25 protein-coding genes are annotated in these 26725 nt (G+C 75.8%); 13 read left to right on the plus strand and 12 right to left on the minus strand.

What is annotated here, in order from left to right; translation table 11 throughout:
* Positions 1–115: 115 nt before the first annotated feature.
* Positions 116–1438 (minus strand): HRDC domain-containing protein, encoded by a 1323-nt coding sequence (locus tag ABZW14_RS12755; protein WP_355344293.1) that lies wholly within the window; start codon positions 1436–1438, stop codon positions 116–118.
* A 706-nt stretch (positions 1439–2144) separates the two neighbouring features.
* On the opposite strand from ABZW14_RS12755, the gene ABZW14_RS12760 reads away from it, so the two are divergent.
* Positions 2145–3236 carry a trypsin-like peptidase domain-containing protein gene (locus ABZW14_RS12760; RefSeq protein WP_355344536.1) on the plus strand — a complete coding sequence of 364 codons (1092 nt, stop codon included), beginning with the start codon at positions 2145–2147 and terminating at the stop codon, positions 3234–3236.
* A gap of 126 nt (positions 3237–3362) precedes the next feature.
* Positions 3363–4220, plus strand: coding sequence for a hypothetical protein (locus ABZW14_RS12765; RefSeq protein WP_355344296.1), 858 nt, complete (start codon positions 3363–3365; stop codon positions 4218–4220).
* 81 nt (positions 4221–4301) lie between these two features.
* Here the strand turns inward: ABZW14_RS12765 and ABZW14_RS12770 are convergent, their stop codons facing one another.
* The gene (locus ABZW14_RS12770) at positions 4302–4874 is read right to left on the minus strand and encodes a DUF3000 domain-containing protein (RefSeq protein WP_189193695.1); all 573 of its coding nucleotides are present in this window, start codon (positions 4872–4874) and stop codon (positions 4302–4304) included.
* Positions 4875–5034: 160 nt separating this feature from the next.
* On the opposite strand from ABZW14_RS12770, the gene hemE reads away from it, so the two are divergent.
* The 3 genes from hemE to hemQ are packed head-to-tail and all read left to right on the plus strand — an operon-like array spanning position 5035 to position 8297.
* Positions 5035–6177 (plus strand): uroporphyrinogen decarboxylase, encoded by a 1143-nt coding sequence (hemE, locus tag ABZW14_RS12775; protein WP_355344299.1) that lies wholly within the window; start codon positions 5035–5037, stop codon positions 6175–6177.
* Between the two features lie 12 nt (positions 6178–6189).
* Positions 6190–7599: a protoporphyrinogen oxidase gene (gene hemG, locus ABZW14_RS12780; protein WP_355344302.1), complete on the plus strand. Its 1410-nt coding sequence runs from the start codon at positions 6190–6192 to the stop codon at positions 7597–7599.
* Positions 7596–8297, plus strand: coding sequence for a hydrogen peroxide-dependent heme synthase (gene hemQ, locus ABZW14_RS12785; protein ID WP_355344305.1), 702 nt, complete (start codon positions 7596–7598; stop codon positions 8295–8297). Before hemG ends, hemQ begins: the two co-directional genes overlap by 4 nt.
* A gap of 46 nt (positions 8298–8343) precedes the next feature.
* Here the strand turns inward: hemQ and ABZW14_RS12790 are convergent, their stop codons facing one another.
* From ABZW14_RS12790 to ABZW14_RS12800, 3 genes are all read right to left on the minus strand, one after another.
* Positions 8344–9453: a lytic polysaccharide monooxygenase gene (locus ABZW14_RS12790; RefSeq protein WP_355344307.1), complete on the minus strand. Its 1110-nt coding sequence runs from the start codon at positions 9451–9453 to the stop codon at positions 8344–8346.
* 133 nt (positions 9454–9586) lie between these two features.
* Entirely contained in the window at positions 9587–10036 is a 450-nt protein-coding gene (locus ABZW14_RS12795) for a GNAT family N-acetyltransferase (protein ID WP_355344309.1), read from the minus strand.
* A gap of 31 nt (positions 10037–10067) precedes the next feature.
* Positions 10068–10328 carry a Prokaryotic metallothionein gene (locus tag ABZW14_RS12800; protein WP_091269340.1) on the minus strand — a complete coding sequence of 87 codons (261 nt, stop codon included), beginning with the start codon at positions 10326–10328 and terminating at the stop codon, positions 10068–10070.
* Between the two features lie 155 nt (positions 10329–10483).
* Here ABZW14_RS12800 and ABZW14_RS12805 point away from each other — a divergent pair, with 155 nt between their 5' ends.
* A complete protein-coding gene (locus ABZW14_RS12805; RefSeq protein WP_148427919.1) occupies positions 10484–10759 on the plus strand; it encodes an isoamylase early set domain-containing protein in 276 nt (91 codons plus the stop codon).
* A gap of 22 nt (positions 10760–10781) precedes the next feature.
* Here ABZW14_RS12805 and msrB read toward each other — a convergent pair whose 3' ends face one another.
* Complete coding sequence (msrB, locus tag ABZW14_RS12810) at positions 10782–11189, minus strand: peptide-methionine (R)-S-oxide reductase MsrB (protein ID WP_154225374.1); 408 nt, start codon at positions 11187–11189, stop codon at positions 10782–10784.
* 47 nt (positions 11190–11236) lie between these two features.
* Between msrB and ligD the strand changes: the two genes are divergently transcribed.
* A complete protein-coding gene (ligD, locus tag ABZW14_RS12815; protein ID WP_355344314.1) occupies positions 11237–12265 on the plus strand; it encodes a non-homologous end-joining DNA ligase in 1029 nt (342 codons plus the stop codon).
* Positions 12266–12268: 3 nt separating this feature from the next.
* On the opposite strand, the gene ABZW14_RS12820 is transcribed toward ligD, so the two are convergent.
* On the minus strand, positions 12269–12556 hold the full coding sequence (locus tag ABZW14_RS12820; RefSeq protein WP_355344317.1) for a hypothetical protein: 288 nt from the start codon (positions 12554–12556) through the stop codon (positions 12269–12271).
* Positions 12557–12681: 125 nt separating this feature from the next.
* On the opposite strand from ABZW14_RS12820, the gene ABZW14_RS12825 reads away from it, so the two are divergent.
* Genes ABZW14_RS12825 through ABZW14_RS12840 form a run of 4 tightly spaced genes read left to right on the plus strand, consistent with a single transcriptional unit; the run spans position 12682 to position 20297 of the window.
* Positions 12682–15864 carry an FtsX-like permease family protein gene (locus tag ABZW14_RS12825; protein ID WP_355344319.1) on the plus strand — a complete coding sequence of 1061 codons (3183 nt, stop codon included), beginning with the start codon at positions 12682–12684 and terminating at the stop codon, positions 15862–15864.
* Positions 15861–18590, plus strand: coding sequence for an ABC transporter permease (locus tag ABZW14_RS12830; RefSeq protein WP_355344322.1), 2730 nt, complete (start codon positions 15861–15863; stop codon positions 18588–18590). Before ABZW14_RS12825 ends, ABZW14_RS12830 begins: the two co-directional genes overlap by 4 nt.
* 1 nt (position 18591) lies before the next feature.
* Positions 18592–19581, plus strand: a complete 990-nt coding sequence (locus tag ABZW14_RS12835; protein WP_355344325.1) for an ABC transporter ATP-binding protein — start codon at positions 18592–18594, stop codon at positions 19579–19581.
* Entirely contained in the window at positions 19581–20297 is a 717-nt protein-coding gene (locus ABZW14_RS12840) for an ABC transporter ATP-binding protein (RefSeq protein WP_355344328.1), read from the plus strand. Before ABZW14_RS12835 ends, ABZW14_RS12840 begins: the two co-directional genes overlap by 1 nt.
* Positions 20298–20360: 63 nt before the next feature.
* Here ABZW14_RS12840 and ABZW14_RS12845 read toward each other — a convergent pair whose 3' ends face one another.
* The 3 genes from ABZW14_RS12845 to ABZW14_RS12855 all read right to left on the minus strand — a co-directional run bounded on the left by ABZW14_RS12845 (position 20361) and on the right by ABZW14_RS12855 (position 21924).
* The gene (locus tag ABZW14_RS12845; protein WP_355344331.1) at positions 20361–20918 is read right to left on the minus strand and encodes a hypothetical protein; all 558 of its coding nucleotides are present in this window, start codon (positions 20916–20918) and stop codon (positions 20361–20363) included.
* Positions 20919–20994: 76 nt separating this feature from the next.
* The gene (locus tag ABZW14_RS12850; protein WP_355344334.1) at positions 20995–21453 is read right to left on the minus strand and encodes a hypothetical protein; all 459 of its coding nucleotides are present in this window, start codon (positions 21451–21453) and stop codon (positions 20995–20997) included.
* An 18-nt stretch (positions 21454–21471) separates the two neighbouring features.
* Positions 21472–21924 carry a GNAT family N-acetyltransferase gene (locus ABZW14_RS12855; RefSeq protein ID WP_355344337.1) on the minus strand — a complete coding sequence of 151 codons (453 nt, stop codon included), beginning with the start codon at positions 21922–21924 and terminating at the stop codon, positions 21472–21474.
* 73 nt (positions 21925–21997) lie between these two features.
* On the opposite strand from ABZW14_RS12855, the gene ABZW14_RS12860 reads away from it, so the two are divergent.
* Positions 21998–22486: a potassium channel family protein gene (locus ABZW14_RS12860; RefSeq protein WP_355344340.1), complete on the plus strand. Its 489-nt coding sequence runs from the start codon at positions 21998–22000 to the stop codon at positions 22484–22486.
* A 17-nt stretch (positions 22487–22503) separates the two neighbouring features.
* Here the strand turns inward: ABZW14_RS12860 and ABZW14_RS12865 are convergent, their stop codons facing one another.
* Complete coding sequence (locus ABZW14_RS12865; protein WP_355344343.1) at positions 22504–23295, minus strand: helix-turn-helix domain-containing protein; 792 nt, start codon at positions 23293–23295, stop codon at positions 22504–22506.
* Between the two features lie 528 nt (positions 23296–23823).
* On the opposite strand from ABZW14_RS12865, the gene ABZW14_RS12870 reads away from it, so the two are divergent.
* A complete protein-coding gene (locus ABZW14_RS12870) occupies positions 23824–25101 on the plus strand; it encodes a YncE family protein (protein WP_355344346.1) in 1278 nt (425 codons plus the stop codon).
* 15 nt (positions 25102–25116) lie between these two features.
* Here ABZW14_RS12870 and ABZW14_RS12875 read toward each other — a convergent pair whose 3' ends face one another.
* Complete coding sequence (locus ABZW14_RS12875) at positions 25117–26709, minus strand: alpha/beta hydrolase (RefSeq protein WP_355344349.1); 1593 nt, start codon at positions 26707–26709, stop codon at positions 25117–25119.
* Positions 26710–26725: the final 16 nt, after the last annotated feature.

Raw genomic sequence — 26725 nt, forward strand, 5'->3', positions numbered from 1 at the left:
CACCACCCCCCGTGTGGCCAACCCCACATCGCATCCCGCCCCGTCGATCAAGAAGTTTGCGTCGGGAACCGGCGGGTCACCGACGCGAACTTCTTGATCAACCAGGAGGTTGGGGTCAGGACGGGGGGAGGTGAAGGGCCTCTGTCAGGGCGGGAAGGAGGAGGGTGATCTGCCACTCGCGGGCGCCGAAGGTGCGCAGGGTCTCCGCGACCGTGTCGTCGGTGATCTCCTCGGGCGGTTGCCAGGCCAGGCGGCGGACGTAGTCCGGGGCGATGAGGTTCTCCGGCGGCAGGTGGTGCGCGCCGGCCGTGCCGACCACCACCTCGCGGCAGCGGGCCAGGCGGCCGGCCGCCACCGGGTCCCGCTCCGCCCACCGGTGCGGCGGGGGCGGACCCTCCACCACGGGGTTCACCGGCAGGGCGTCGTCCGGCAGCTGGCGCGCGTCGTCCAGGGCCGCCAGCCAGGTACGCGCCAGCCGGCGCACCGAGCGGCCACCGAAACCGGGAAGCGTCAGCAGGGTCTTCTCGTCCCTCGGGTCCAGCTCGGCGGCCGCCACGATGGCCGAGTCCGGGAGCACCCGGCCCGGTGCGGCGTCCCGCCGCGCGGCGATCTGGTCCCGCGCGTACCACAGCGAGCGCACCCGGGCCTGGGCCCGCGCGCCGCGTACCCGGTGGATGCCCGAGGTGCGGCGCCACGGCTCGGCGCGGACCCGGGCCGGGCGGGCGCCGTTGCGCACCAGCGCCGCGAACTCCTCCGCGGCCCACGCCGACTTGCCCTGCTTGGTCAGCTCCTCGTCCAGCGCGTCACGCAGGTCGACGAGCAGCTCCACGTCCAGCGCCGCGTACGTCAGCCAGGACTCCGGCAGCGGCCGGCTCGACCAGTCCGCCGCGGAGTGGTGCTTCTCCAGGCTGTAGCCGAGCACCTGCTCGGTCAGCGCGGCCAGGCCCACCCGCTCGAAGCCGGCCAGCCGGGCGGCCAGCTCGGTGTCGAACAGCCGGCGCGGGCGCAGCCCCAGCTCGGCGAGGCAGGCGAGATCCTGGCTGGCGGCGTGCAGCACCCACTCGGCCTCGGCGATCACCCCGTCGAGGCCGGTGAGGTCGGGCAGCGGCAGCGGGTCGATCAGCGCCGTGCCGGAGCCCGCCCGGCGCAGCTGCACCAGGTAGGCGCGCTGGCTGTAGCGGTAGCCGGAGGCGCGCTCGGCGTCCAGGGCCACCGGGCCGGTGCCGGCCGCGAAGCGGGCCACGACCTCGTCGAGCTCGCTCGGAGTGGCCACCGGCGCGGGCGTGCCCTCGCGCGGAGCGGTCAGTGGGACGGGCCCGCCGGCGGCTGGTTCGGTCCCCGCGTCCGCCGGCTCCGGCGCGGCCGAGGACGGATGCGGCGACGCCTCTTCCGTACGGCTTTCGGCGGCCCGACGGCGCAGGGGTGGTTCGTCGGTCACCTGACAACCCTAGTGCGCCGGGCGATCCGGTGTGCGCAGCCGGTCGGGCGCGTGTCGGCGGGATGTCCGACAGGTGTCGGGACCGGGTCGGGTTGCGCCGGGATGGCAGGGTCGGACAACGGGGGCGACAAACCCCTTTCACGCAGGTACGGTCCATCGAGCCGCGGGCCGCGAGAAGGTCGGTGCGGTCACGGGGGAGGACAGGATCATGACGGGCGCGTACGGGGCCGGTGACGGCGTGCCGGGACAGGGCGGCGACGAGACGGCCGCCCCGGATCGGGCCGGGGCCGACCGGCCGGGGCCGCTGCCTCCACGCATCGTCCCGCCGACCGGCCACGCCACCGTTCCCGGCCAGCCCACGACGAACCTCCCGGGCACCCCCGCCGCCGGCTTCCCGCCGGGCAGCGCCGCGACCGCATCCGCTGCCGGCTACGGCTCGGCGCCCGCCGCCCCCGGCTCCGCTCCGGGTGCCGGCTACGGCTCCGCCGCCGTCCCCGCCCCCGGCTACGCGCCCGCCGTCCCCGGCTACGCGCCCGCCGCCTCCGGCTCCGCGTCCGTCGCGCCCGGTCCCGGCCTCGCTGCGCCGAGCGCCGACGGGTCGGGGGTTCGGGCGACCTGGTCGGCGCCGCCGAACAGCGGTCAGTGGGGCGGTCCGGCCGCACCCACCCCGCGCACCCCCGACGGCTGGCCGCCACCGACCGGCGCCGTGCCGGGGCAGCCGGCCGCCCCCGGGCAGTTCGCCGGCCAGCCCGCCGCCCACCCGGTCCCGCCGGCCGCGAGTCCCGTCGCTCCGCCCGAGGCCTCGGCGCAGTCCAGCGCCTACCCGGCCCAGTTCACTCCCGGCCCGGCCCACCCGGCCCCGGCGTCCGGCGCCGCCGTTCTGAGCCCGCCGACCTCCGGCCCGGCCTATCCGGCTCAGCCGACGTCCGGCCCGGCCTTCCCGAGCCCGCCGGCCTCCGGCCCGGCCTACCCCGGACAGCCGGCCGCCGGGTTGCCCGCCGGGCAGCCGGACCGCCCCGGGCGGGGACGCCGGCTGCCGGTGGTGGCGCTGGTGCTGGCCGGGATCCTGGTCCTGGTGGCGGGCGTGCAGGCGTACCAGATCCATCGGCTCGACGACCGGCTCGCCGCCACCGACAAGCGGCTGGCCGAGGCGCAGGGCGCGGCCGCCGGCCGGCTCGACGGCCTGGAGGAGCGGGCGGGCGCGCTGGAGAAGCAGGCCGGCGCCGCGTTCAACCCGGAGGCCGTGGCCAGCGCGGTGCTGCCCAGCGTGTTCCGGGTGCGGGCCGGCCAGTTCACCGGCACGGCCTTCGCCATCGGCAAGGCTCCCGCCGGGGGCGGCACCACGCTGCTCACCAACTTCCACGTCGTGGAGTCGGTCTTCACGGCCGGCGAGCGCAAGGTCTTCCTGGAGCGCACCGACCAGCGGTTCGAGGCGACCATCGTCGAGGTCGACAAGGACAAGGACCTCGCCCACCTGCGCACCACCGCGAAGTTCACCGGTCTGGTCGCGGCGCGTACGGCGGTCAAGTCCGGTCAGCAGATCGTGGTGGTCGGCGCCCCGCTCGGCCTCCAGGACAGCGTCACCACGGGCGTGGTGAGCGCCTTCCGCAAGGACGAGGGCGGCTCCGGTCCGGTGATCCAGTTCGACGCGCCGATCAACCCGGGCAACTCCGGCGGGCCCGTGATCAACGGGTCGAAGGAGGTCGTGGGGATCGCCACGGCGAAGGCCCGGGACGCCGAGGGCATCGGCCTGGCGGTGCCGATCAAGACCGCGTGCGACCGGTTCAAGCTCTGCTGACCGGCGCGCGGCCGGCGGGTTGACCGCCTACCGCAACCGTCGAGGCGTGGGTCGCGACCACGCCGACCGCAGACCCCGGCCCTACGGGCCACCCCGCGGGGGACCAGCAAACCTGGAGGAAGAACCATGTCCCAGCCACCCACCGGAGCGGGCGGCTACCCGCCGCAGCCGCCGGGGGGCACCGTGTACGGCAACCCGTACGGGGGCCAGCCCGCGCCCCAGCAGTACGGGGCGCCCCAGCCCGAGCCCACCCTGCTCCAGCCCACCGCGCCGGTTCCCGGGCAGTACGCGCCGGGTGCCGCCCCGGTCCCGCCGCCGGCAGCCCCGGCCCCCACGCCCGGCTACCCGCAGCCCATGTCGGCCCCGCCAACCTCCGGCGCCGGCTCGGCGCCCGGCTACCCGCAGCCCATGTCGGCTCCGCCGACCTCCGTCCCGCCGGTCTCCGGCGCCGGCTCCGCGCCGGGCTACCCGCAGCCCATGTCGGCGCCGCCGACGTCGGTCCCGCCGGTCTCCGCGCCGGGCTACCCGATGTCGGCGCCGCCCGGCCCGGTGCCGCCCTACGGTGCGCCCGCGGCGGGCGGCGGCAAGGGGCGGGCCGCGCTGATCCTGGGCATCGTCGCGGGGCTGCTCCTGGTCCTCGGCGGCGTGATGACCGGTCTCTACGTCAACACCAACGGCAAGCTGCACAAGTCCGAGCAGCAGGTCAGCCAGCGGGACGGCACGATCACCGCGAACCGGCAGGAGATCGACAAGCTCAAGGGGGACCTGCAGACGGTCCGCGACAAGCTCGCCGACACCCAGCAGGACCTGACCGGCACCAAGAACGACCGGGACGAGCAGGCCCGGCAGAAGAAGGTCATCGCGAGCTGCCTGGACAAGCTGAGCAAGGCCATCGCGGCGGCGTCCCGCGGCGACAAGGCGGCCTTCGACGCCGCCAACAAGGGGCTGGACAAGGTCTGCGACGAGGCCGAGAACTACCTCTGACGGAGGTTCACGACGGGCCGCTCCGACACGTCGGGGCGGCCCTCGCCGTGCCGGGGCACGACGATCGCCGCGGCCGGGAGGTCAGGCGGCGCCGGCGGGGCGGCGGGTGGGGAGCGCGGTCACGCCGGGTGGGGGCAGGCCGGCGGTCGAGGCCAGCAGGGTGCACCAGCCGAGCAGGTGCGGCGCCAGGTCGGTGCTGAGCGGCGTCCAGGAGGCGCGGATCTCGATGTCGCCCGCGGCGGGCGGCCCGGCCAGCTCGCCGAACCGGGTGGAGAGCGTCTGCGTGACCGTGCCGCCGATGGCCCGGTAGCGGGCCTCCTGCGCGTCGAGCGCGTCGGTGAGCCAGGTCCAGCCCACCCCGGGCAGCAGCGGGTCGCTGGCCAGGTCGACCTCCAGCTCCGCGGTCACGTAGGTGACCAGCCGCAGGGTGCCCTGCCACGCCTCGTGCCCGGCCGGGTCGTGCAGCAGGATGAGCCGGCCGGTGGCCACCTCGTCGCCGTCGCGCAGCACACCGGCGGAGAGCGCGAACGCGTAGGGGGCCAGGCGCTGCGGGGCGCCGACCTCCTCCAGCACGATCTCCGGACGGCAGGTCACCGATCGCAATCCCGCGACCGCGCGGGCGAAGGGTTCCGGGAGCGCGATCGGGGGGGCCATGACGGCAGCCTATGCCGCCCCGCCCCGCGTGGTGTGACGGCACGCCGGGCGGACGGTCACGATCATGCGCGCCGGGCCGCGCCCGGCACCGGAGGGTGGCCGGTCACAAAAGGTGACGGTGGCGGCGGGAGCCGCCCGGGCGCGTGGCACGATTGCCGCGATGACCACCGACACCACGGGCACTGCCGCCCGAGACGGAGAACCCCGCCCCGGCGGGCCGGCCGACTCGCCCTTCGTCCGCGCCTGCCGGCGCGAGCCGGGCCCGCACACCCCGGTCTGGTTCATGCGCCAGGCCGGCCGGTCGCTGCCGGAGTACCGCGACATCCGGGCCAACGTGCCGATGCTGGAGTCGTGCCGCCGCCCCGAGCTGGTCACCGAGATCACCCTCCAGCCGGTCCGCCGGCACGGGGTCGACGCGGCCATCCTGTTCAGCGACATCGTGGTGCCGGTGGCCGCCGCCGGGATCGACCTGGACATCGTGCCCGGCACCGGCCCGGTGGTGGCCGAGCCGGTCCGCACCGCCGCCGACGTCGAGCGGATCAACCCGATCGGCCGGGACGACGTGTCCTACGTGGACGAGGCCGTGCGGCTGCTCGTCGCCGAGCTGGGCGACACCCCGCTGATCGGCTTCGCGGGCGCGCCGTTCACCCTGGCCAGCTACCTGGTCGAGGGCGGCCCGTCGCGGACCCACGCCAAGACCAAGGCGCTCATGTACGGCGACCCGGAGCTGTGGCACACGCTCTGCGCCCGGCTCGCCGAGGTGACGCTGGCGTTCCTGCGGGTGCAGATCGACGCCGGGGTCTCCGCGGTGCAGCTCTTCGACTCCTGGGCCGGGGCGCTCTCCGAGGCGGACTACCGCCGCTACGTGCTGCCGCACTCGGCCCACGTGCTCGCCGGGCTGGCCAGCGACCGCTCCGGGTCGCGGCGCGGCGATGGACGCGCCGAGCCGGAGTGGTCGCAGGGCGTGCCACGGATCCACTTCGGGGTGGGCACCGCGGAGCTGCTCGGCGCGATGGGCGAGGCCGGCGCCGACGTGGTCGGCGTGGACTGGCGTACGCCGCTGGACGTCGCGACCCGCCGGATCGGCCCGGACCGGGCCGTGCAGGGCAACCTCGACCCGGCCGTGCTGCTCGCGCCCTGGCCGGTGGTGGAGGCCCAGGTGCGCCGGATCCTCGACCAGGGGCGGGCCGCCCCCGGTCACGTGTTCAACCTCGGTCACGGTGTGCTGCCGGAGACCGACCCCGAGGTGCTGACCCGGGTGGTCGCGCTGGTGCACGAGCTGTCCGCGCGGCCGGCCGCGTAAGGGAGGACGACCATGGCGCGACCGTGGCGGGTGGCGATCGTCGGTGGCGGGATCACCGGGCTGGCCGCCGCCGTCCGGTTGCGCGACCGGGCCCCCGCCGGCACCGAGATCACCGTGTACGAGCAGTCCGACCGCCTCGGTGGCAAGCTGCGCACCGGTGAGCTGGCCGGCGGCCCGGTCGAGTTCGGCGCCGAATCGTTCCTCATGCGTGACCCGGCGGGCGGGGAGTCGGCCGTGGTGACCCTGGTCCGCCGGCTCGGCCTGGCCGGTGCGATCGTGCACCCCACCGTCGGGCAGGCCGCCCTGCTGGTCGACGGCGGGCTGCGCCCGGTACCGGGCGGCACCCTGGTGGGCGTACCCGGGGATCTGGACAAGGTGGCCGCGGTGGCGCGGCCGGCCGCGGCGGCCGACCGGGACGGCGGCGGGCCGCTGCTTCCCCCGGACGCCGACGTGTCGGTCGGCGCGCTGGTCCGCGACCGGCTCGGCGACGAGGTGGTGGACCGGCTGGTCGACCCGATGCTCGGCGGCGTCTACGCCGGCCGGGCCGACGACCTCTCGCTGGTCACCACCATGCCGGCCCTGGCCCGGGCGGCCCGGGTCGAGCACACCCTGGTCGGCGCGGTCCGGGCCGCGCAGGCCGCCGCGCCCCGCGCCCCCGGCGCACCGGTCTTCGGCACCCTGGCCGGCGGGCTGACCACGCTGGTCGAGGCGGCGGCGCGGGCGAGCGGGGCGACCATCCGCCGGGACGCCGCGGTGCGCGAGCTGCACCGCACCGCGACCGGCTGGCGCCTGGTGGTCGGCCCCACCCGGGATCCCGAGTTCGTCGAGGCCGACGCCGTGCTGCTCGCCGTGCCGGCCCGCCCGGCCTCCCGGCTGCTCGCCGGCCCGGCGCCGGAGGTCGCGGGGACCGTCGGCGGGCTGGACTACGCTAGCGTCGCGCTGGTCACCATGGCCCTGCCCGAGCCGGAGCTGCCGGAGCTGTCCGGTTTCCTGGTGCCGGCCACCGAGGGGCTGCTCATCAAGGCGTCCACATTCTTCACCACCAAGTGGGGGCACCTGCGCCGGCCCGACGGGCTCGCCCTGGTCCGGGCCTCGGTGGGCCGGTACGGCGAGGAGACCTCCCTCCAGCTCACCGACGACGACCTGGTCGCGACCGTGCACCGGGAGCTGTCGAAGGTGCTCGGCACGCCGCTGCCGACCCCGGTGGCCCGGCACGTGCAGCGGTGGGGCGGGGCCCTGCCGCAGTACACCCCGGGGCACCTCGGCCGGGTGGCGGCGGCCCGCACGGCGCTGCGCGCCACCCACCCGACGCTGGTCCTGGCCGGGGCCGGCTACGACGGCGTCGGCATCCCGGTCTGCGTCCGCTCCGGCGAGGCGGCGGCCGAAGAGATCATCACTGCACTGGGAGGATCGGCAGCATGACGGAGCAGACCAACGCGGCGCGGCTGCGGGAGCTCAACGAGACCATCCGCTACACCATGTGGTCGGTGTACCGGGCCACCAGCCCGCTCCCGTCGCTGCGCGAGAACGTCGTCGCCGAGGTCGAGTCGCTCTTCGAGGAGCTCGCCGGCAAGGACGTCACCATCCGTGGCACGTACGACGTGGCGGGGCTGCGTGCCGACGCGGACCTGATGATCTGGTGGCACTCGTCCTCCAGCGACGCGCTCCAGGACGCCTACCTGCGGTTCCGCCGCACCACGCTGGGCCGGGCGCTGACCCCGGTCTGGTCACAGATGGCGCTGCACCGGCCGGCTGAGTTCAACAAGAGCCACATCCCGGCGTTCCTGGCCGGCGAGGAGGCCCGCGCCTACCTCTGCGTCTACCCGTTCGTGCGGTCGTACGAGTGGTACCTGCTGCCCGACGCCGAGCGGCGGGAGATGCTGGCCGAGCACGGCAGGATGGCGCGCGGCTACCCGGACGTGCGGGCCAACACGGTCGCCTCGTTCGCCCTCGGCGACTACGAGTGGATGCTCGCCTTCGAGGCCGACGAGCTGCACCGCATCGTCGACCTGATGCGCGACCTGCGGGCCTCCGGGGCCCGGCGGCACGTGCGCGAGGAGGTCCCCTTCTACACGGGCCGCCGCCGCTCGATCGCCGACATCGTCACCTGCCTGGTCTGACCCGTGCCGGCCGGGGCCGCGACCCGCGACCCCGGCCGGACGGCGGTCAGGCGACCGTCGTGCAGGAGAGGATCCCGGGCACCGGGTTGCTCCCGGTCCACGAGCCGACGAAGCCGAAGGACGTGCTCGCGCCCGCGCCCAGGGTGCCGTTGTAGGCGGCGTTGCGCGCGGTGACCAGCGTCCCGCTGGTGCTCACCGTGGCGTTCCACGCCGAGCTGACCTGCTGGCCGTTGGTGTAGTTCCAGCTCACCGACCAGCCCCGGATCGGCGACCCGCCGTTGGTCACCTGCACCTCGGCCTGGAAGCCACCGCCCCACTGCCCGGTGATCCGGTACGTCGCCGTGCACGCCCCGGCCGGGTTCGGCGTCGTCGGCGGGGTCGTGGTCGGCGGGGTCGTGGTCGGCGGCGGCGTGGTGGGCGGTGTGGTGGTCGGCGGCGGGGTGGTCGGCGGGGTGGTGGAACCGCCGCCGAAGTCCACGTCGCTGCACAGGTAGTACGACTGGTCCAGGTGGCTGGCCTGCCAGATGGTGTAGACGACGTGCCGGCCGGTCCGGCCCGGCGCGTTCGCCGGCACCTGGATCGACACGCCCTGCGTCTCCGGCGTCCACTGGCTGGCCGGGGTGTTGCCGATCTGGCCGACCAGCTCCAGGTCGCTCCAGCGCAACGGTGTGGTGAGCGCGTTGTAGCCCTGCTTCGTCACGTACACCCGGATGTAGTCGGCGCCGTGGCTGGCCTGGTCGTACAGCTTGATCCGGAAGTTGCCGGTCACCGGCGAGGTCTTCCAGGCGCCGACCGTGTCGAGGGCGTTGTAGCGCCCGCTGGCGGTGTGCCCGCCGCTGCACAGCTGGCCGTCCGGGATGGCCGCCTGGTGGTTGCCGGCGACGCCCTCCCGGAACAGGCCGTTCCAGTTCCACATGGCGTTCGGGTCGGCCTGCCAGGCCTGCCAGCACATCGGGTCCTGGGTGGCCATCGCCGGGTTCTGGAAGTCGCTGCCCCAGCGCTGCCAGCAGCCGTAGTTGCGCGACGCCGGGTCGACCACCGAGCCGTGTGCCGAGGCCGGGCCGGACAGGGCCGTGGTGAGCAGCGCCGCGACGACCGCGCAGACGCTGAGGATCGCCGCCACGAGTGGTGCGCGGCGGCGGTGCGGAGTGGACATGGGAGCCTCCGGGATGGGGATGTCGGTGCACGACGCCCGGACGGTGCGGGAGTTGCCCCCTCCCGCGTGGCGGCTCGCGTGGTGGCTCCGCCTGGCACGGTGCCACAGGAAAGCGGTGTCCGTCAATGTCTGCTCAGGCGGCGGCCCGGCCCTCCCGCCGCATGGGGGTGTGCGGGATGCCGTCCTCGACGTAGCCGGGGCCGCTGACCGTGAAGCCGTGGCCAGCGTAGAAGCCGACGAGGTGGGTCTGCGCCTCCAGCACGCACGGGCGGTCGCCCACCGCCGCCAGAGCCTCGGTCATGAGCGCCCCGGCCAGGCCCGCGCCGCGGGCCGCGGGCGCCACCACCACCCGGCCGATCCGCGTCACCCCGCCCGGGTCGGCCAGGATCCGCAGGTACGCCACCACGTCGCCGTCCCGGGTCAGCCAGAGGTGCCGGGTGCCCGGTTCGACGTCCCGGCCGTCCAGTTCCGGGTACGGGCAGGACTGCTCCACCACGAACACGTCGATGCGCAGCCGGAGCAGGTCGTGGAAGGTGCGGGCGTCCAGCTCGGCGAAGCCGGCCAGGTGGGACTCGGTAGGCATCCCGCGATGGTAGGCCCGCCCCCGGCGGGGCTCAGGCGGGACGGGCCCCGACCGCGTCGCGGACCTCGGCGCCCTGGGAGCCCTCGACCGCCCGGGCGCAGTGGGCGCAGCAGAAGAAGCGGCCGGAGACCTCGACCCCGTGCCCGACGATCTTCGTCTGGCAGTGCTCGCAGATCGGCGCCATCTTCTGGATGGCGCACTCGAAGGAGTCGAAGGTGTGCGTGGCCCCGTTGACCGTGCGCACCTCGAACGCCATCCAGTAGTCGTTGCCGCAGACCTCACAGGTAGCCATACGAAACCCCCCGAAAACGGACCTGTCATCCCAGGGTCGGCGAGCGGACACGCCCCGGCAACCGAAACCGGCGAACCTGATCCGGCTCGACGGCGAGTCGCCCCCGGCGTGTCGCGCGTTAGGCCTGGTGACCGCCCTCGAACCCCGGAGGATCCGTGATCAAGCGCAACAAGCTCTTCGGCAACCAGACCCGGGTCACCTTCTGCCTGCCCCGGGACACCCCGCCCGGCACGGTCAGCGTGGTCGGCTGCTTCAACGACTGGCAGCCCGGCCGGCACGAGCTGGTCGCCCGCCGCGACGGCACCCGCACCGTGACCGTGCGGCTCGGCCCGGGCGAGTACCGCTTCCGCTACCTGGCCACCGGAGGCGTGTGGCTGGACGACGAGGCCGCCGACGCGGTCGACGAGCAGGGCAGCCGCCTGCTGCTCTGACCGGGCCGGCGGCCGCGCGCCGTCAGGCCTTCGGCTCCAGCCGGACGGAGATCGAGTTCACGCAGTGCCGGGTGTCCTTCGGGGTGAAGCCCTCGCCCTCGAAGACGTGCCCCAGGTGGCTGTCGCAGCGGGCGCAGCGGATCTCGACCCGCCGCATGCCCAGGGTGTTGTCGGGGATCTCCTTGACCGCGCCCGGGATGGCGTCGTCGAAGCTCGGCCACCCGCAGTGCGAGTCGAACTTGTCCTCGCTGCGGAACAGCTCCGCCCCGCAGGCCCGGCAGTGGTAGACGCCGGGGGTCTTGGTGTCGACGTACTCGCCGGTCCACGGCCGCTCGGTGCCGGCCTCGCGGAGCACCCGGAACTCCTCCGGGCTCAGCCGGACCCGCCACTCGTCCTCGGTGCGGGGCAGTTCATTGTCGGAAAGACTCACCGGACAACGGTACGTCGGCCGTCGGTGGCATCGCATAGGGTCGCCCAATGGCTGGCAGCAAGGCCGCAGTCGAGGAGATCGAGGTCGCCGGGCACACCGTACGGCTGAGCAGCCCCGACCGGGTGATCTTCCCGCAGCGCGGCTTCACCAAGGCGGACGTCTTCCACTACTACCTGTCGGTCGGCGAGGGGATCATGCGGGCCCTGCGCGACCGGCCCACCACCCTCCAACGCTTCCCCGAGGGCATCGAGGGGGAGGCGTTCTTCCAGAAGCGGGTGCCGGCCCGGGGCGTCCCACCGTGGGTGGCGACCGCGGAGATCAGCTTCCCCAGTGGCCGGAAGGCCGCCGAGCTGTGCCCGGCCGACCTGGCGCACGTGGCCTGGGCCGCGCAGATGGGCACCGTGGTGTTCCACCCGTGGCCGGTGCGCGCCGCCGACGTCGACCGCCCCGACGAGCTGCGCATCGACCTGGACCCGCAGCCCGGCACCGACTTCAGCCACGCGGTCACCGCCGCCGGCGAGCTGCGTGGGCTGCTCGACGAGCTGGGCGTGACCGGCTGGCCGAAGACGTCCGGCGGCCGCGGCGTCCACGTCTACCTGCGCATCGAGCCGCGCTGGACGTTCGTCGAGGTGCGCCGGGCCACCATCGCGCTGGCCCGGGAGCTGGAACGGCGACGTCCCGAGCTGGTCACCACCGCCTGGTGGAAGGAGGAGCGGGGCAGCCGGGTCTTCGTGGACTTCAACCAGATGGCCCGCGACCGCACCATCGCCTGCGCGTACTCGCTGCGGGCCAACGGGCGGGCCACCGTCTCGACGCCGGTCGACTGGGACGAGCTGCCCGAGGTCGACCCGGACGACTTCCACCTGGGCAGCGTGCCGGCCCGGTTCGCCGAGCGGGGCGACCCGCACGCCGGCATCGACGACGCCCCGTGGGACATCACCCCGCTGCTCGAGTGGGCGGAGCGGGACGCCGCCGCCGGGCAGGGCGACCTGCCCTACCCGCCGGAATACCCGAAGATGCCCGGCGAGCCGAAGCGGGTGCAGCCCTCCAAGGACCGCGACCGGCCGCGCGCCTGAGGGTCAGCGTCGGCCGGCCAGGGTCTCCACCGTGGCCTTGGCGGTGCGCAGGTCCGCGCCGGTCGCCCGGCGGTAGGCCGCGATCGCCTTGACCTTCTCGCCCCGGGCCAGGTGCGCGTGCACCTCGGGCAGCTGGCGGCCGGGGTCGGTCACACCCAGGTGCGTCATGACGAGGTCCAGCCGCCGCTCGATCTCCGCCAGCCGGTACTCCTCGGACCCGGGGCGCCGGCTTCCGGCGAGCTGCGCGAGAAGCAGCAGCAGGACCGCGATCAGCAGGATCTCGTCCACCATGACGATCATGGAAACAGATCGCCGCGAGCGGCGCGGATAACGATCACGTAACGCGCGCGAACCTTTCCCGCCCCCCGACGGGTCTACCTGGTCATCGGCCCGCCGGGGCCAGGAGAGGACGTCGGATGAAGCTGGTGTGGAGGCGGGCGGTCGAGGCTCGTGGACTGCTGCTCGCCGCCGCGGTCGCGGCCCTGGTCGCGGTCGCGTTGGTCACCGGGCTCTCCGACTACAACCGCCGGGCGGTCGGCGCGGGTGCCCGCGCGGTGCTGGACGCCGCCCCGGCCGAGGAGCGCAGCCTGCTGGTCAGCGGCTCGGGCGGGCGGGACGCCGCCGCGTACGCCGACCGGGACCGGGCGGTCCGCGCCCAGTTCGCCGACGGTCTCGGCGGGGTCCCGGTCACCGTGGCCGCGGCCCGCTATGGCACCGGGCGGGAGCTGACCGGGGACCTCGGGCCGGCCCGCACCGACGACGACCCGATGTTCGCCACCCTCGGCACGCTGACCGACCTGCCGGCGCACGCCGAGCTGACCGGCGGGGCGTGGCCGACGCCGGGCGCGACGCCGTTGCAGGTCACCCTCCCTGAGAAGATCGCCGGCCAGCTCGGCCTGCGGGTCGGTGAGCGGGTGCCGCTCTACGACCGCAGCACCGAGCGGGCCGGGGCCGTGGTGCTGGCCGGCACCTGGCGGCCCCGCGATCCGTCCGACGCCTACTGGCGGCTCGCGCCGGGTGTGGGCGAGAGCCAGGGCGACGCGACCAGCGAGTCGTACGGGCCGTTCGCGCTGGACCCCGCCGACTTCGCGCGCACCTTCCCGGGCTCGACCTCGGGCTCCTGGCTGGTCGCCCCCGATCTGGCCGTGGTCGAGCCGAGCCGGCTCACCGGGGTCACGGCGGCCCTCGCCACCGTCGCCGAGGAGATTCCCGACGCCACCGGCCTCGGCTCCTCCGCGCAGACCGTGAGCCACCTCGACCGGCTGGTCGACCGGCTCGGCCGGGCCGACCTGGTGGGCCGGTCCGCCCTGCTCACCCCGCTGCTGCTGATCGTGGTGCTCGGCGGGTACGCGCTGGTGCTGGTGGCCGCGCTGCTCAACGAGGACCGCCGGGGGCAGACCGCGCTGCTGCGCGCCCGTGGCGCCGCCCGCGGCCAGATCGCCGGACTCGCCGTACGCGAGGCCACCCTGGTGGTGGCCCCGGCCGTGCTGCTCGCCCCGGCGCTGACCGGACAGGCGGTGCACCGGCTCGGCGGGGACCTGCGCCTCGCCGACGGCGGGGTGGCCCGGATCTGGGTGGTCGCCGTCGCCGCCGCGATCGGCTGCCTGCTCGCCATGGTGCTGCCGGCGCTGCGCCGGGCCGGCACCTACGTCGCCGACATGGCGGCCCGCTCCCGCCCCACCCGGGGCGCGGCCGTGCAGCGGGCCAGCATCGACGTGGCCCTGGTGGCGCTGGCCGTGCTCGCCTGGACCCAGCTGCGGCAGTACTCGTCACCGCTCGCCGGGGCCGGCGGGCGGCTCGGCATCGACCCGCTGCTCGCCGCCGCGCCCACCATCGGCGTGCTGGCCGGCGCGGTGATCGCGCTGCGGCTGCTGCCGCCGGCCACCCGGATCGCCGAACGCTTCGTCGACCGGCGGCCGTGGACGGCCACCACGTTCGGCATGTGGCAGGCCGGGCGCCGGCCGCACGCCGGTCCGGTGCTGCTGCTCGCCCTCGCCGTCGGCGGCAGCACCCTGGCGTGGTCGCTGGTCGCGTCCTGGGAACGGTCGCAGGGCGACCAGGCCCGGCACACCGTCGGCGCCGACCTGCGGCTGGTCGAGCGGAACGGCGCCGCGCCCGCGGACCGGGCCGGCCGGCTGGCCGCCACGGCCGGGCTGGACCGGGTGCTGCCGGCCTGGCGGGACGAGGTGCGGCTGGGCCGCGACGACCGGCCGGCCAGCGTGGTGAGCCTCGACGCCGCCGCCGCCACGGGGGTGCTCACCCTCGACGACGCGGCCGGTGGGGCGTCCACCGCCGCGCTGCTCGACCGGCTGGTCAAGGGGCGGGCCGCGCCCGCCGGGCCGGTCCTGCCGGCCGGCGCGCACACCCTCACGGGCACCGTCCGCGCCCCGGTCGAGACCCCGTTCGCGATCCCGCAGGTGACCGTGTCCGCACTGCTCACCACCGACGCCGGGGCCGCCTGGCGGGTGCCGCTCGCGGTCGCCGAGGGCGACGGCCGGGTGCGCTTCACCGTGCCGCTGCCCGACACCGGTGGTGTCCCGCTGCGGCTGGCCGGGTTCGAATCCGACGGCGGTGCGGCGGTCGGTTTCACGTACCGCCTCACGATCGACGGTCTCCGGCTCACCGACGCCGCCGGAGCGGTGCTGCCCCTGCCGCTCGACGGCGACTGGCGGGTCACCGACTCCGCGGAGGGGCCGCGCGCCCCGGCCCGGGTTGCCGGGGCCGGCGTCGACGCCACCCACCGGATCGACCTGCCCGCCGGAGCCCTGCAGTTCGCCCGCCAGCCCTCGTCCCGGTTCGCCGTGGTGCCCGCCGCGGACGACCCGCCGGTGCCCGCCCTGGTCACCCCCGGCGTCGCCGCGGCGCTGAACGTCCGCACCGGCGACACCGTGACCCTGGCGCTGTCCGGGGTGTCGCTGCCGGTCAAGGTCGTCGGCCAGGTGACCGCCGTGCCCGGCACCGCGGCCGACGGCGTGCTGCTGGACCTGCCCTCCGCCACCAACCTGCTGGTCCGCCAGCAGGGCACGGTCCGGCCGGTGGCCGAGTGGTGGCTGCGGACCGACGCCGGCGGGCACGCCGCCGCGGCCGAGCAGCTGGCCGGGTTCCCCGGCACCACGCTGCTGGACCGGCGGCAGGTGGCGGCGGAGGCCGCCCACGACCCGTACTGGCGGGGCGCGCGCACCGGGCTGCTCGCCGCCGCGCTCGGCTCGGTGCTGCTGGCCCTGGTCGGCCTGGCCGTGGACGTCTGGGCCACCACCCGGCACCGGCTCGCCGAGTTCGCGGTGCTGCACACACTCGGCGCGAACGCCCGGCTGCTGGCCCGCGCCCTCCTCGCCGAGCAGGCGTTCCTGGCCGGCATCGGCGTCGGCGTCGGGCTGCTGGTGGGTGCCGGTGTCGCGGCCACCATGGTCCCGCTGGTGATCCTCACCCCGGCCGCCGGCCGGCCGGTGCCCGAGGCGGTGTTCACCGTGCCGTGGTCGCCCGTCGGGCTGACCGCCGTCGGGCTGCTGCTGGCCGCGCTGGCCTTCGCCGCCCTCATCACCACCGGTATCCGCCGTCGGGTGGCCGCCGCACAGCTCCGGATCGGGGGAGAACGATGAGTCCGTCAGGTGCGCCGCGGCGGGTCCGGGCGTACGGGGGGCACTTCCTGCTGCTCGCCGTCCTGACCCTGGTCACCGCGCTGCTGATCACCGCGGTGCCCCGGGTCGCCGACCGGCTCACCGGGCAGGGGCTGCGGGAGTACGTGGCCGCCCAGCCGGTGGCCCGGCGCGACCTGACGTACACCACCGAGCCGGTGGTGCTGCCCCGGACCGCCTCCCGGGTCGCCGCCACGAACGCCGCCCAGCTGGCGACCGTCGAGGCGCGGATGCCCGAGGCCGTGCGGCGGACCATCGGCGAGCGCTGGTACTCCGCGGAGACCTCGTTCGGCCGGCTGACCGGGCCGACCCTGGACCCCGGCAAGGGCCTGATCGACGTCAGCCTGCGCAGCATGACCGGGCTGCCCGAGGCGGCCACCCTGGTCGACGGGCGGTGGCCGGCCGGCGGCGGCGCGGCCGGCGACGCCATCGAGATGGCCCTCGCCGACACCGTGGCCGGTGCGCTCGGCATCCGCGCCGGAAGCACCTTCGCCCTGTCCGTCGTCGACCAGGACGGCAATCCCGTGCGGCAGCGGACGGTGGCCCTGGTCGGGGTGTTCCGGCCGACGGATCCGCGCGCGGGGATCTGGGACGCGCTGCCCCAGATCCTGCGGCTCGCCGCGCCCACCGGCGACGGGGAGCCCTTCCTCTCCGTCGCGTACACCTCGGAGGCTGGCCTCGACGCGGCCGCCACCACCGGCTGGCCGGTCAGCTTCGCCTGGCGCTACCGGGTGGCCCCCGACCGCATCGCCGCCGGGCAGCTCACCGCCCTGGTCGACGGGCTCGCCGCGATGGAGCGGGCCCGTCCCGCCGGGCTCACCCTGACGCAGGGCGTGGACATCCCGCTGCGCCGCTTCGCCGAGTCGCTCGCCGCCGCGCGTACGCTGCTCGCCGTCATCGCGGCCGGGCTGCTCGCCACCCTGGCCGGCCTGATCCTGCTGGCCGCCCGCCTCGCCGCGCGCCGGCGTCAGGGCGAGTACGCCCTCCTGCGCGCCCGGGGCGGGGCGACCGCGTCGGTGCTGGGCCGCGGGCTGGCCGAGTCGCTGCTGGTGCTGCCCCTCGCGGCGGGCGTGGGCTGGCTGCTCGGCGGGCTGCTCCCCGGTGACGGCACGGAGCTGCGCTGGGTGCTGCTCGCCACGGTGCTGGCCACCCTGGTCCCGCCGCTCACCGCGCTCACCGCCGGCCGGGGCGGCGGCGGCCGGACCGACCTGGTGGGCGGCCGGTCCCCGGCCGTGCGGCTCACCGTCGAGGTGAGCGTCCTCGCGGTCGCGGCGCTCGGCGCGTTCCTGCTCCGCCGGCGCGGGCTCAACCTCGACGGGACCGTGGACCCGCTGCTGGTCTCCGTGCCGGTGCTGCTGGCCGTCGCGGCGGCGCTGATCGCGCTGCGCGCCTACCCGTGGCCGCTGCGAGTGCTCAGCCGGGCCGCCGCGCGGGCCCGGGGCAGCGTCGCGTTCCTCGGCACTGCCCGCGCCGGCCGGGCCGCCACCACCGGCCCGCTGGTCGTGGTGGTGCTGGCCGTGGCGACCGCCGCGTTCTGCGGGGTGGTCGCGGCCGGCATCGAGAACGGCCGGGACCGGGCCGCCACCGCCGCGGTGCCCGGGGACGTCCGGGTCGACGGGGAGCGGTTCGCCCCGGACACCACCGACGCGCTCGCCGCCCTGCCCGGTGTCCGCGCGGTCACCCCGCTGCTGGTGGAGAGCGGCGAGCGCCCGTACGCCGACCAGGCCGGCCGGTTCGCCGAGGTCGGCGACACCCGGGTGCTGCTGGTCGACGGCGCCCGGTTCGCCGAGGTGGCCCGCCACGCGGGCGTCCCGGTGACCGTTCCCGACCCGCTGCGCGCCACCGGCGACGGCACCGCGCCGCTGCCCGCGCTGGTCTCCCCGGCGCTGGCCGACGAGTTCACCGACGCCGGGCTTGCCGACCCGGCCGGCCGGCGTCCCGCCTGGCTGGACGTGCAGGGCAACCGGCTGCCAGTGCGCACGGCCGCCACCGTCGAGGAGTTCCCGCTGGTCGACCGGGGTGTGACCCGGTTCGTGGTGCTGCCCTGGCCGGCGCTGCCGGCGGACGCCCCGCACCCGCTGGCCCCGACCGGCTTCCTGCTGGCCGGCGACCGGCTCGATCCGGCCGCCGTGGCCCGGGTGGTCGGCGAGGGGGCGCACCGCTACCAGCAGACCGGGGCGCTGACCGGCGGGGAGCAGCCCCGCCCGCCCACCGTCACCACCCGCTCGGCGGTCCGCGCCGAGCTGGGCGGCAGCGGGGTGAACGGGCTGCTGGTCTTCGGCTTCACCATCGGCGCGGTCGGCGGCGGGGTGCTGGGCCTGCTCGCGCTGGCCTTCGCCGTGCTGGCCGGGGCGCGCGGCCGCGGGCAGGTGCTGTCCCGGCTGCGCACCATGGGCCTGTCCCGCCGGCAGTGGCGCGGGCTGCTGCTGGTGGAACTGACCCCGCTGGTGCTGGTCTCCGTGCTCACCGGTGCGGTGGTCGGCGCGGTGCTGCCGGTGCTGCTCACCCCCGTACTCGGCCTGCCCGCCTTCACCGGCGGGGTGGCGGTGCGGGCACGTTTCGAACCCGGCCTGGTGGCCGGGGTGCTGGGCCTCGCCGTGCTGGCCCTCGGCTTCGCCGTCGCCGTCGAGGCCCTGAACAACCGTCGGATGCGCCTCGGCGAGGTGCTCCGGCTCGGAGAGGAGAGCTGAGATGACCGCGATCGCCGAGGCGTCCGCCGTACCCGACCTGGCCGCCCTTCAGCAGCGCGCGGCGGAGCGCGCCGCCGAACGGGCCGGCGGCCGGGACCGGCTGCGCGGGCACATCGTCTGCGACGGCCTGGTCCGCATCTTCAAGACCGAGGGGGTGGAGGTCGTCGCCCTCCAGGGCCTCGACCTGGTCATCGACCGGGGCGAGCTGGTGGCGATCGTCGGCGCCTCCGGCTCCGGCAAGTCGACGCTGCTGAACATCCTCTCCGGGCTGGACACCCCGACCGCCGGCATCGCCCGGGTGGCCGACTACGACCTGCTCGCCCTGTCCAACCGGCGCCGGCTCGCCTACCGCCGCCAGGTGGTCGGCTTCGTCTGGCAGCAGACCGGCCGGAACCTGCTGCCGTACCTGACCGCGCTGGAGAACGTCGAGCTGCCCATGAAGCTGGCCGGGGGCCGTTCCCGGCGGGCCCGGCGGGAACGGGCCCGCGAGCTGCTCGACCTGGTCGGGGTCGGCTACTGCGCCGACCGCCGACCGGGCCAGCTCAGCGGCGGCGAGCAGCAGCGCTGCGCGGTGGCCGTGGCGGTGGCCAACGACCCGGAGGTGCTCTTCGCCGACGAGCCGACCGGCGAGCTGGACGAGGCCACCGGCGCCGAGGTCTTCGCCGCGCTGCGCACCATCAACGCCGAGCTGGGCGTCACCATCGTGGTGGTCACCCACGACCACGCCGTGGCCGGCCAGGTCCGCCGGACCGTCGCGATCCGCGACGGCCGGACCTCCTCCGAGGTACGCCGCACCGCCCGGGTCGCCGCCGACGGCAGCACCGAGCTGGTCAGCGAGGAGTACGCGGTGCTCGACCGGACCGGCCGGATGCAGCTGCCGGCGTCCTTCGTGGACGCCCTGTCCCTGCGCGACCGGGTCCGGCTCAACCTGGAACCCGACCACGTCGAGGTGCGGCCGGGCGACCGCGCGCACGCCGAGGAGAGTGAGTGATGACCGAGCAGCTGACCGTCGCGCCGGCCCGGGTGGCCGTCGACGAGGTGGTCCGGGTCGAGGGGGTGAGCCGCACCTTCGGCAGGGGCGAGCACGCCGTCCACGCGGTGCGGGACGTCTCGTTCGTGGCCGGCCGGGGCGAGCTGGTGGCGGTGCGGGGCCGCTCCGGCGCCGGCAAGACCACGCTGCTGAACCTGGTCGGCGGGCTGGACCGGCCGGACAGCGGGCGGGTGCGGGTGGCCGGGCACGAGGTGACCGCCGCGAGCGAGCGGGAGCTGCTGGCGCTGCGCCGCGGCACCGTCGGGTTCGTGTTCCAGACCTTCGGCCTGGTGCCGATCCTGTCGGCGGCGGAGAACGTGGGCGTGCCGCTGCGGCTGGCCAAGGTGCCCGCCGCGGAGCGGGAGCAGCGGGTGGCCGTGCTGCTGGAGCTGGTGGGGCTGGGCGGGCACGCCGCTCAGCGCCCGTACGAGCTGTCCGGCGGCCAGCAGCAGCGGGTGGCGGTGGCCCGGGCACTGGCCAACGAGCCGGACCTGCTCATCGCCGACGAGCCGACCGGCCAGCTCGACTCGGAGACCGGCCGGTCCATCATGGACCTGCTCCGCGCCGTCGTGCACGCCCGAGGCATGACCGCCCTGGTCGCCACCCACGACCCGGCCCTGATCGAGATGGCCGACCGCACCCTGACCCTCCGGGACGGCCGCCTCCTCCCGGCCTGAATCCGCCTGGCTTCGTTGATCACGAGTCGCGGCAGCCGGAGACGGCGTGTCGTGCCGCAGACCTCATGAACAACGAGGGTGGGCGGGGTGAGTGGGGGAGTGGCGGTGGTGGTAGGACCAGGTGACTGCCAGCAGGAGGGGGCCCCAGAGGAGCAGGGGGGTGTAGCAGGCCAGCAGGAGGGCGAAGCCGGGTGGGGTGAAGGCCAGGTCGTTGCCGTGGATGACCACGCCCCAGGCCGCGTAGCCCCAGATCAGGATGAGTGCGACGGCGCCGGTGGCGGCGGCCGCGACCGCGAACCGCGGCGGCACCCGCCGCCCGCCGACCAGCGGCAGCCAGCCCGCGAACACCTCACCCCACGGGCGGACCAGGCCGAGCGCGAGCAGCGCCAAGCCCTCCGAGACCAGGCTCAGGGAGACGATGTAGACGCTCTCGCCGAGGCCGGGACGAACCGGGGCGCCATGCGCCGACGCACCGATGGGCAGGCCGGCGACCAGGGCGATCCGCCACAGCCCGGACGGCAGCACGACCAACGGGATCAGGTGGGCGACGCGGACCGCCCAGACCGGCGCGGGCCGGCCCGCGCGAAACCGGACGGTGCCGGACACGGTGTCGCTGGTCATCTGACCTCCCGGTGCTGGAAACCTGCTCTCCAGCCTGCCGGGCGGTCCGGCGCGGGTCCTCCCCTCGACCGGGGAGTCAGCTCCCCCGATCCGGGGAGGGGCCGCCCGGCAGCGCCCCCGCCAGCGGAACGAGCAGGCAGCCGAGCAGCGCCAGCCACGTCCCCGGACCGGGGCCGGTGGACAGCATCCCGTCCTCCCGGGCGTACGGGTCGGTGGCGGAGAAGTACCACCAGGCGGCGGTGAGGGCGGCACCGGCGAGCACCGTCGACACCAGGAGCCCGCGGCTGGCCACGCGCCACGGCCGGCGGGACGGACCCACCCGGGCCAGCGAAACCACGGCGACCAGCCCGCACACCAGCGCCCACGGCAGCGCGACCCACAGCAGCTGCGCGCCGGGCCGCAGCGCGACCCGGTCCGCGTATACGGTGCGCCAGGCGGGCGACGCCGCCGCGGTGAGGACGGTGAGCAGACCGGCGCCGAGCAGGGCGGCGCCCACCCGCCGGCGGCGGGGCACCGGTGCACCGGGTGCGGCCATCGCCGCCAAGCTACCCCGTCAGAGGGCCAGCTTCATACCCTCGTGGCTGGCCACGAAGCCGAGGCCGAGGTAGAAGCGGTGCGCGTCGGTGCGACTCTTGTCGGTGGTGAGCTGCACCAGCGCGCAGCCCCGCTCCCGGGCCCGGTCGATCGCCCAGGTCATCAGCTCCCGGCCCAGCCCCCGGCCGCGCAGGTCGGAGCGGACCCGGACCGACTCGATCAGCGACCGCTCGGCCCCGTGCCGGCCCAGGCCCGGGATGTACGTGATCTGGAGGCAGCCGACCAGTTCGCCGCCGGTCTCCGCGACCACCAGGTGGTTGCGCGGGTCGGTGTCGATGGCGGCGAACGCCCGCTCGTACGCCTCGTCGACCTCGGTGAAGTCGCGAGCCTTGCCCAGCACGTCGTCGGCGAGCAGGGCGATGACGGCGGGCAGGTCGGCCCGGACGGCCTCCCGGAAGATCAGGTCGCTCATGCCGGGCAGCCTCGCACAGTCACGCCCGGCGATGGCGTCGCGCCGGTTTGCCGGCACCGGGCAGCATGTGCGCATGGACGCCCTGCTGTCGCCGTTCCGCTGGATCTACCGGGCGCTGGTCTGGTTCGCCAACTCGCCGCGCACGCTGATCATCTCGTACCTGCTGATGATCGTGGTGGCCGGCGTGCTGTACAGCCACGCCGAGCACAAGAGCGCCGCGGACTCGGTCTGGTGGGCGGTGGTCACCGCCTCCACGGTCGGCTACGGCGACATCTCCCCGACCTCCTTCGCCGGGCGCCTCCTCGCCGCACTGCTCATCTCCACCATGGTGCTGCTGGTCATCCCGCTGATCACCGCGCACTTCGCCAGCCGGCTGATCGTGGACGACGACGCCTTCGAGCACGCCGAGCAGGAGGAGCTGAAGGCGGACGTGCGGCGGCTGCGGGCGCTGGTCGAGGAGATGGCCGCCCGGCAGGGCATCGACCTGCCCGAGCCGGCCCGCGCCGAGCCGGCCAGCCTGACCCCGGTGTGGGAACGGCGACGCCGGCGCCTGCGCCGCTGACCACGACGGCCAGGCGGTCAGCGCGGGTCGAGCCAGGTACCCAGCGCCCACCACCAGCGGACGGTGTCCGGCACCGGGCACCGGGCGCCCTCCTCGACCGGCGGCCCGCCGGTGAGGTCCCGCAGCCGGCGCAGCCGGTAGCGCACGGTGTTCGGGTGGACGTGCAGGGCGGTGGCGGTCTGGTCCAGCCGCTGGCCGTGGTCCAGCCAGGCCAGCGCGGTCGTGGCCAGCTCCCGGTGGAACTCGTCGGCCGGATCGAGGCCGCCGAGCAGGGCGCCCCGGAGCAGCTCGGCGAGGGCCGGCTGGGCGGCCAGGGCGGTCGGGACGGCGAGGTCCGTCACCGGGTGCAGCCCGCGCAGCCGCCGGTGCGCCGCCGTACGCAGCGCGGCCAGGCAGAGCGCGTACATGGCCGGGGCCCGGTCCAGCGGCCCGACGGGAGCGACCACCATGAGCAGGTCGACGGGGGCCGCCGACGGCAGGCGGGGGGTGAGCCCGGCCAGCCGGTCGTCGACCGCGCCGAGCACGCCGCCGGACCCGGCGAACAGCCGGTGGAGGGCGTGCGCCCGGACCGGGTCGGGCAGCTCGGCCACGAGGCAGTGGTAGCGGCCGTCGGGGCGTAGCCCGAACCGGGCCAGCTCCGGCGGCGGCAGGCCCGCCGGCCCGTCGAGCAAGAGCCGGCGCAGCAGCCGGGCGCGGGCCGGCGCACCGGTGCTCGGCACCTCCCGCTCGGCCGCCCGGTGACCGTCGACCACGGCCCGCTCCACCGCCGCGGCGTACCGGCCGATGGTGAGCAGCCCCTCCAGCAGCACCTCGTCGGGATCCCGGCCGCCCGCCCGTGCCAGACCACCAGCTCCACCGCCCGGTCCCGGCCGGCCTGCACGCCGCACAGCAGCCCGGCCACCGAGACACCCTGCGCCGCCCGGTCGGCGCCCAGCCGGCGCGCCTCGGCGAAGTCGCGCTCACCCGGGTCCTCCCGCCGTTCCAGCGCGCCGAGCCCGCTGGTGAGCAGGAGGACCACCTGGCGGCGCACCTCGGCCGGCGGGAGCCGGGCCACCTCGGGCGAGTGCGCGCGGGCGGCCCGGACCACCTCCTCGACGGCGACCGGGTCGGCGGCCAGGTCGCGCAGCAGCGCCCCGAAGGAGGGGACGCTCCCGGTCCGGGTCATCGGCTCCCGCCGCCTCCCGTTGTCGTCGCGGCACAACCGGGCCGGCCGGGTGTTGGCGTCCGGTCCCTATCCGGGCCGGCCGGCGGATTGCTCTCCTGATTGTTACCGCAAGGTAACACCGTCCGGCGCACAGAGAAACGTCGATGTCGCAACCGGCTCCCAGGAGGCACCCATGACTCCCGCCCCGCCCCGCCCGTCCCGCCGCCACGCCCGGCGGGCCGCCCTCGTGGCGCTGGCCGCTCTCGCCCTGGCCGTGCCGGCCCCGGTGGTGGTGGCCCCCCGCCCCGCCACCGCCGCCGCGGGGCTCCAGGAGGTGATGTTCGTGGGCAACAACTGGGAGGGAACGGCCGACGTCATCCGGTCCCGCGGCGACTACGCGCGGCTCGGCCGGATCAACGTGGTCCCCGACCGGGACGCGCGCCTGCGCGAGATCTACCTGAACCCGATCCGGCTCGCGTTCTTCCTCGGCATCCGGCAGGGCCCGGGGGAGGGGCACGACCAGCTCGTCGACGACATGTACACCACCCCGGACGGGACCGCCCTCGTGGTGTCCCGGCCCAGCTTCGCCGACGTCGTCTCCGTCGACCTGGCCACCGGTCAGATCCGCTGGCGCTTCGCGGTCTCCGGCTACCGCGCCGACCACATGGCCGTCTCACCGGACGGCAGCCGCGTCGCCGTCTCCGCCTCGACCGGCAACACCGTGCACGTGCTCGACATCCGCACCGGCCAGCAACTCGGCTCGTTCCCCACCGGGGACAAGCCGCACGAGAACATCTTCACCGACGGCGGCCGGCGGCTGTGGAACATGTCCATCGGCGAGGTGAACACCGACCTGGACGCCCCCTGGCTCGACTGGACGAAGGGGGACCGGCGGATCACCGTCGCCGACACCACCACCTTCGACGTGGTGCAGGTGATCGACATGCGGTCGCGGCTGGACGCCGCCGGCCGCCGGGACCTCTCCGACGCGGTCCGCCCGGCGGTCTTCACCCCCGACGGGAGCAGGCTCTACTTCCAGGTCTCGTTCTTCAACGGGCTGGTCGAGTACGACGTCGCCACCGACCGGGTCACCCGGGTCGCCGCCCTGCCGAAGAACCCCGCCACCAGCGAGGACCGCACCACCTGGGTGAACGACTCCCGCCACCACGGCCTGTCGGTCAGTCCGGACGGCGCCCGGCTCTGCGTCGCCGGCACCATGGACGACTACGCCACCGTCGTCGACCGCGCCACCCTGCGGGAGGGAACCCTGGTGCCGGCCAGCAAGCCGTACTGGGCCACGGTCAGCGGGGACGGCCGGGACTGCGTGATCTCCGAATCCGGCGCCGACCGGGTCACCGCGATCAGCTTCGCCACCGGGCAGAAGGTGGCCAGCGTGCCGGTCGGCGACCACCCGCAGCGGGTCCGCATCGGGCACCTGCCCCTCGGCTGGACGCCCCCGGTGGCCGGCTGACCGGCCCGTGCACCGTCACCGGGCGGGGCAGCGCAGCCCCTCCCGGGGCACGGTGAGCGAGACCAGGTAGGCGTCGACGGCCTGCGTCACACAGGCGGTCTGCGGGTAGGCCGTGTGGCCCTCGCCCTCCCAGGTGAGCACCCGGCCGACGCCCAGCATCGAGGCCAGCGCGGGGGTCTGCTCGTAGGGCGTGGCCGGGTCGCCCGTGGTGCCGAGCACCAGGATCGGCGGCGCGCCGGTCGCCTTCCCGGTCGGGTACGGGTCCCGCCCGCCCGGCCACTGCACGCAGCCCAGCATGCCGACCGCCAGGGCCGGGCCGAACAGCGGGTATTTCTGCCGCCACTGCGACTGGACCGCCCTGATCTGCGCGATGCTCGGCTTCTCGGTCTCGTCGGTGCAGTTCACCGCCATGTTCGCGTCGAACATGTTGGAGTAGTGGCCGTCGTCCTCGCGCTCGGCGTACGCGTCGGCGAGCTTGAACACGCCGGTCGGGTCGCCGCCCTGCAACGCGTCGATGGACCGGGCCAGCTCCTGCCAGCCCTGCTCCGTGTAGAGGGAGGAGATGACCGCGTAGAACACCCAGCCGGCGGTGGCCTCCCGGCCGTCCCGGCCGCGCACCGGCGACACCCGTGCCTTGTCGATGGCGGTGGTCACCGCGGCGCGGGCGTCCGGCGCGATGGGGCAGCGGCCGGCGTTCGCCGTGCACCAGCGGGAGAAGTTGTCGAACGCCCGCTCGAAGCCCTTCGCCTGGCTCTCCGAGCCGGCCAGGAGCCGCTGCCGCGGGTCCACCGCCCCGTCGAGCACCAGCGCCCGCACCCGCTTCGGGTAGAGCTGGGCGTAGGTCGCCCCGAGCAGCGTGCCGTAGGAGTAGCCGAGGTAGGTCAGCTTGTCGTCGCCGACGGCCGCGCGCACCGCGTCCATGTCCCGCGTGGCCTGCTCGGTGCCGTAGAGCGCGAGCTGGTCGCCGTACTTCGTGCCGCACTGCTGGCCGATCCGCCGGTTGAGGTCGACGAAGCCGTCGAAGGACGCCTGGCTCTCCGGGTCGGGGTCGTAGCCGAAGCTGGCGTCGAGCTCGGCGTCGGAGATGCACTTCACCGGACTGGACCGGCCCACCCCGCGCGGGTCGAAACCGACGATGTCGAACCGGTCGGTCACCTCGGTCGGCAGCCCGCCGAACCCGGGCCCGAAGGAGAGGTAGACCGCGGTGTCCACGCCGGACGCGCCGGGACCACCCGGGTTCACCACCAGCGACCCGATCCGGTCGTGCTGCTTGGCCGACCGGATCCGGATCAGCGCGATCTCGAAGGTCTCCCCGGCGCCCGGCCCGGCGGTCGCGCCGGTCGCCGCCCCGGCGCCCCAGTTGCGGGGTACGGCGATCCGGGCGCAGTCGTAGCGCATGCCCGCCGCGCCGCGCCCGACCAGCTCGTCCGGCACCTCGGGGCAGGGCCGCCAGGTCGGCGCGCTGCCCGGTGCGGCCGCCTCGCCCTCGCCCTCGCTCTCGGCCCGCGGGGCGAACGCCGGCATCGTGCAGCCGGCGGTGAGCACCAGCGCCGCGAGGAACCCGGTCAGCGCGGGCCGGCGGCGGATCCGGTCGGAGAAGCGGGTCACGTGGGAGCCCTCCATG

It is taken from the genome of Micromonospora sp. NPDC004551 (assembly GCF_040609975.1).
In the GTDB taxonomy this organism is placed as follows: Bacteria; Actinomycetota; Actinomycetes; order Mycobacteriales; family Micromonosporaceae; genus Micromonospora.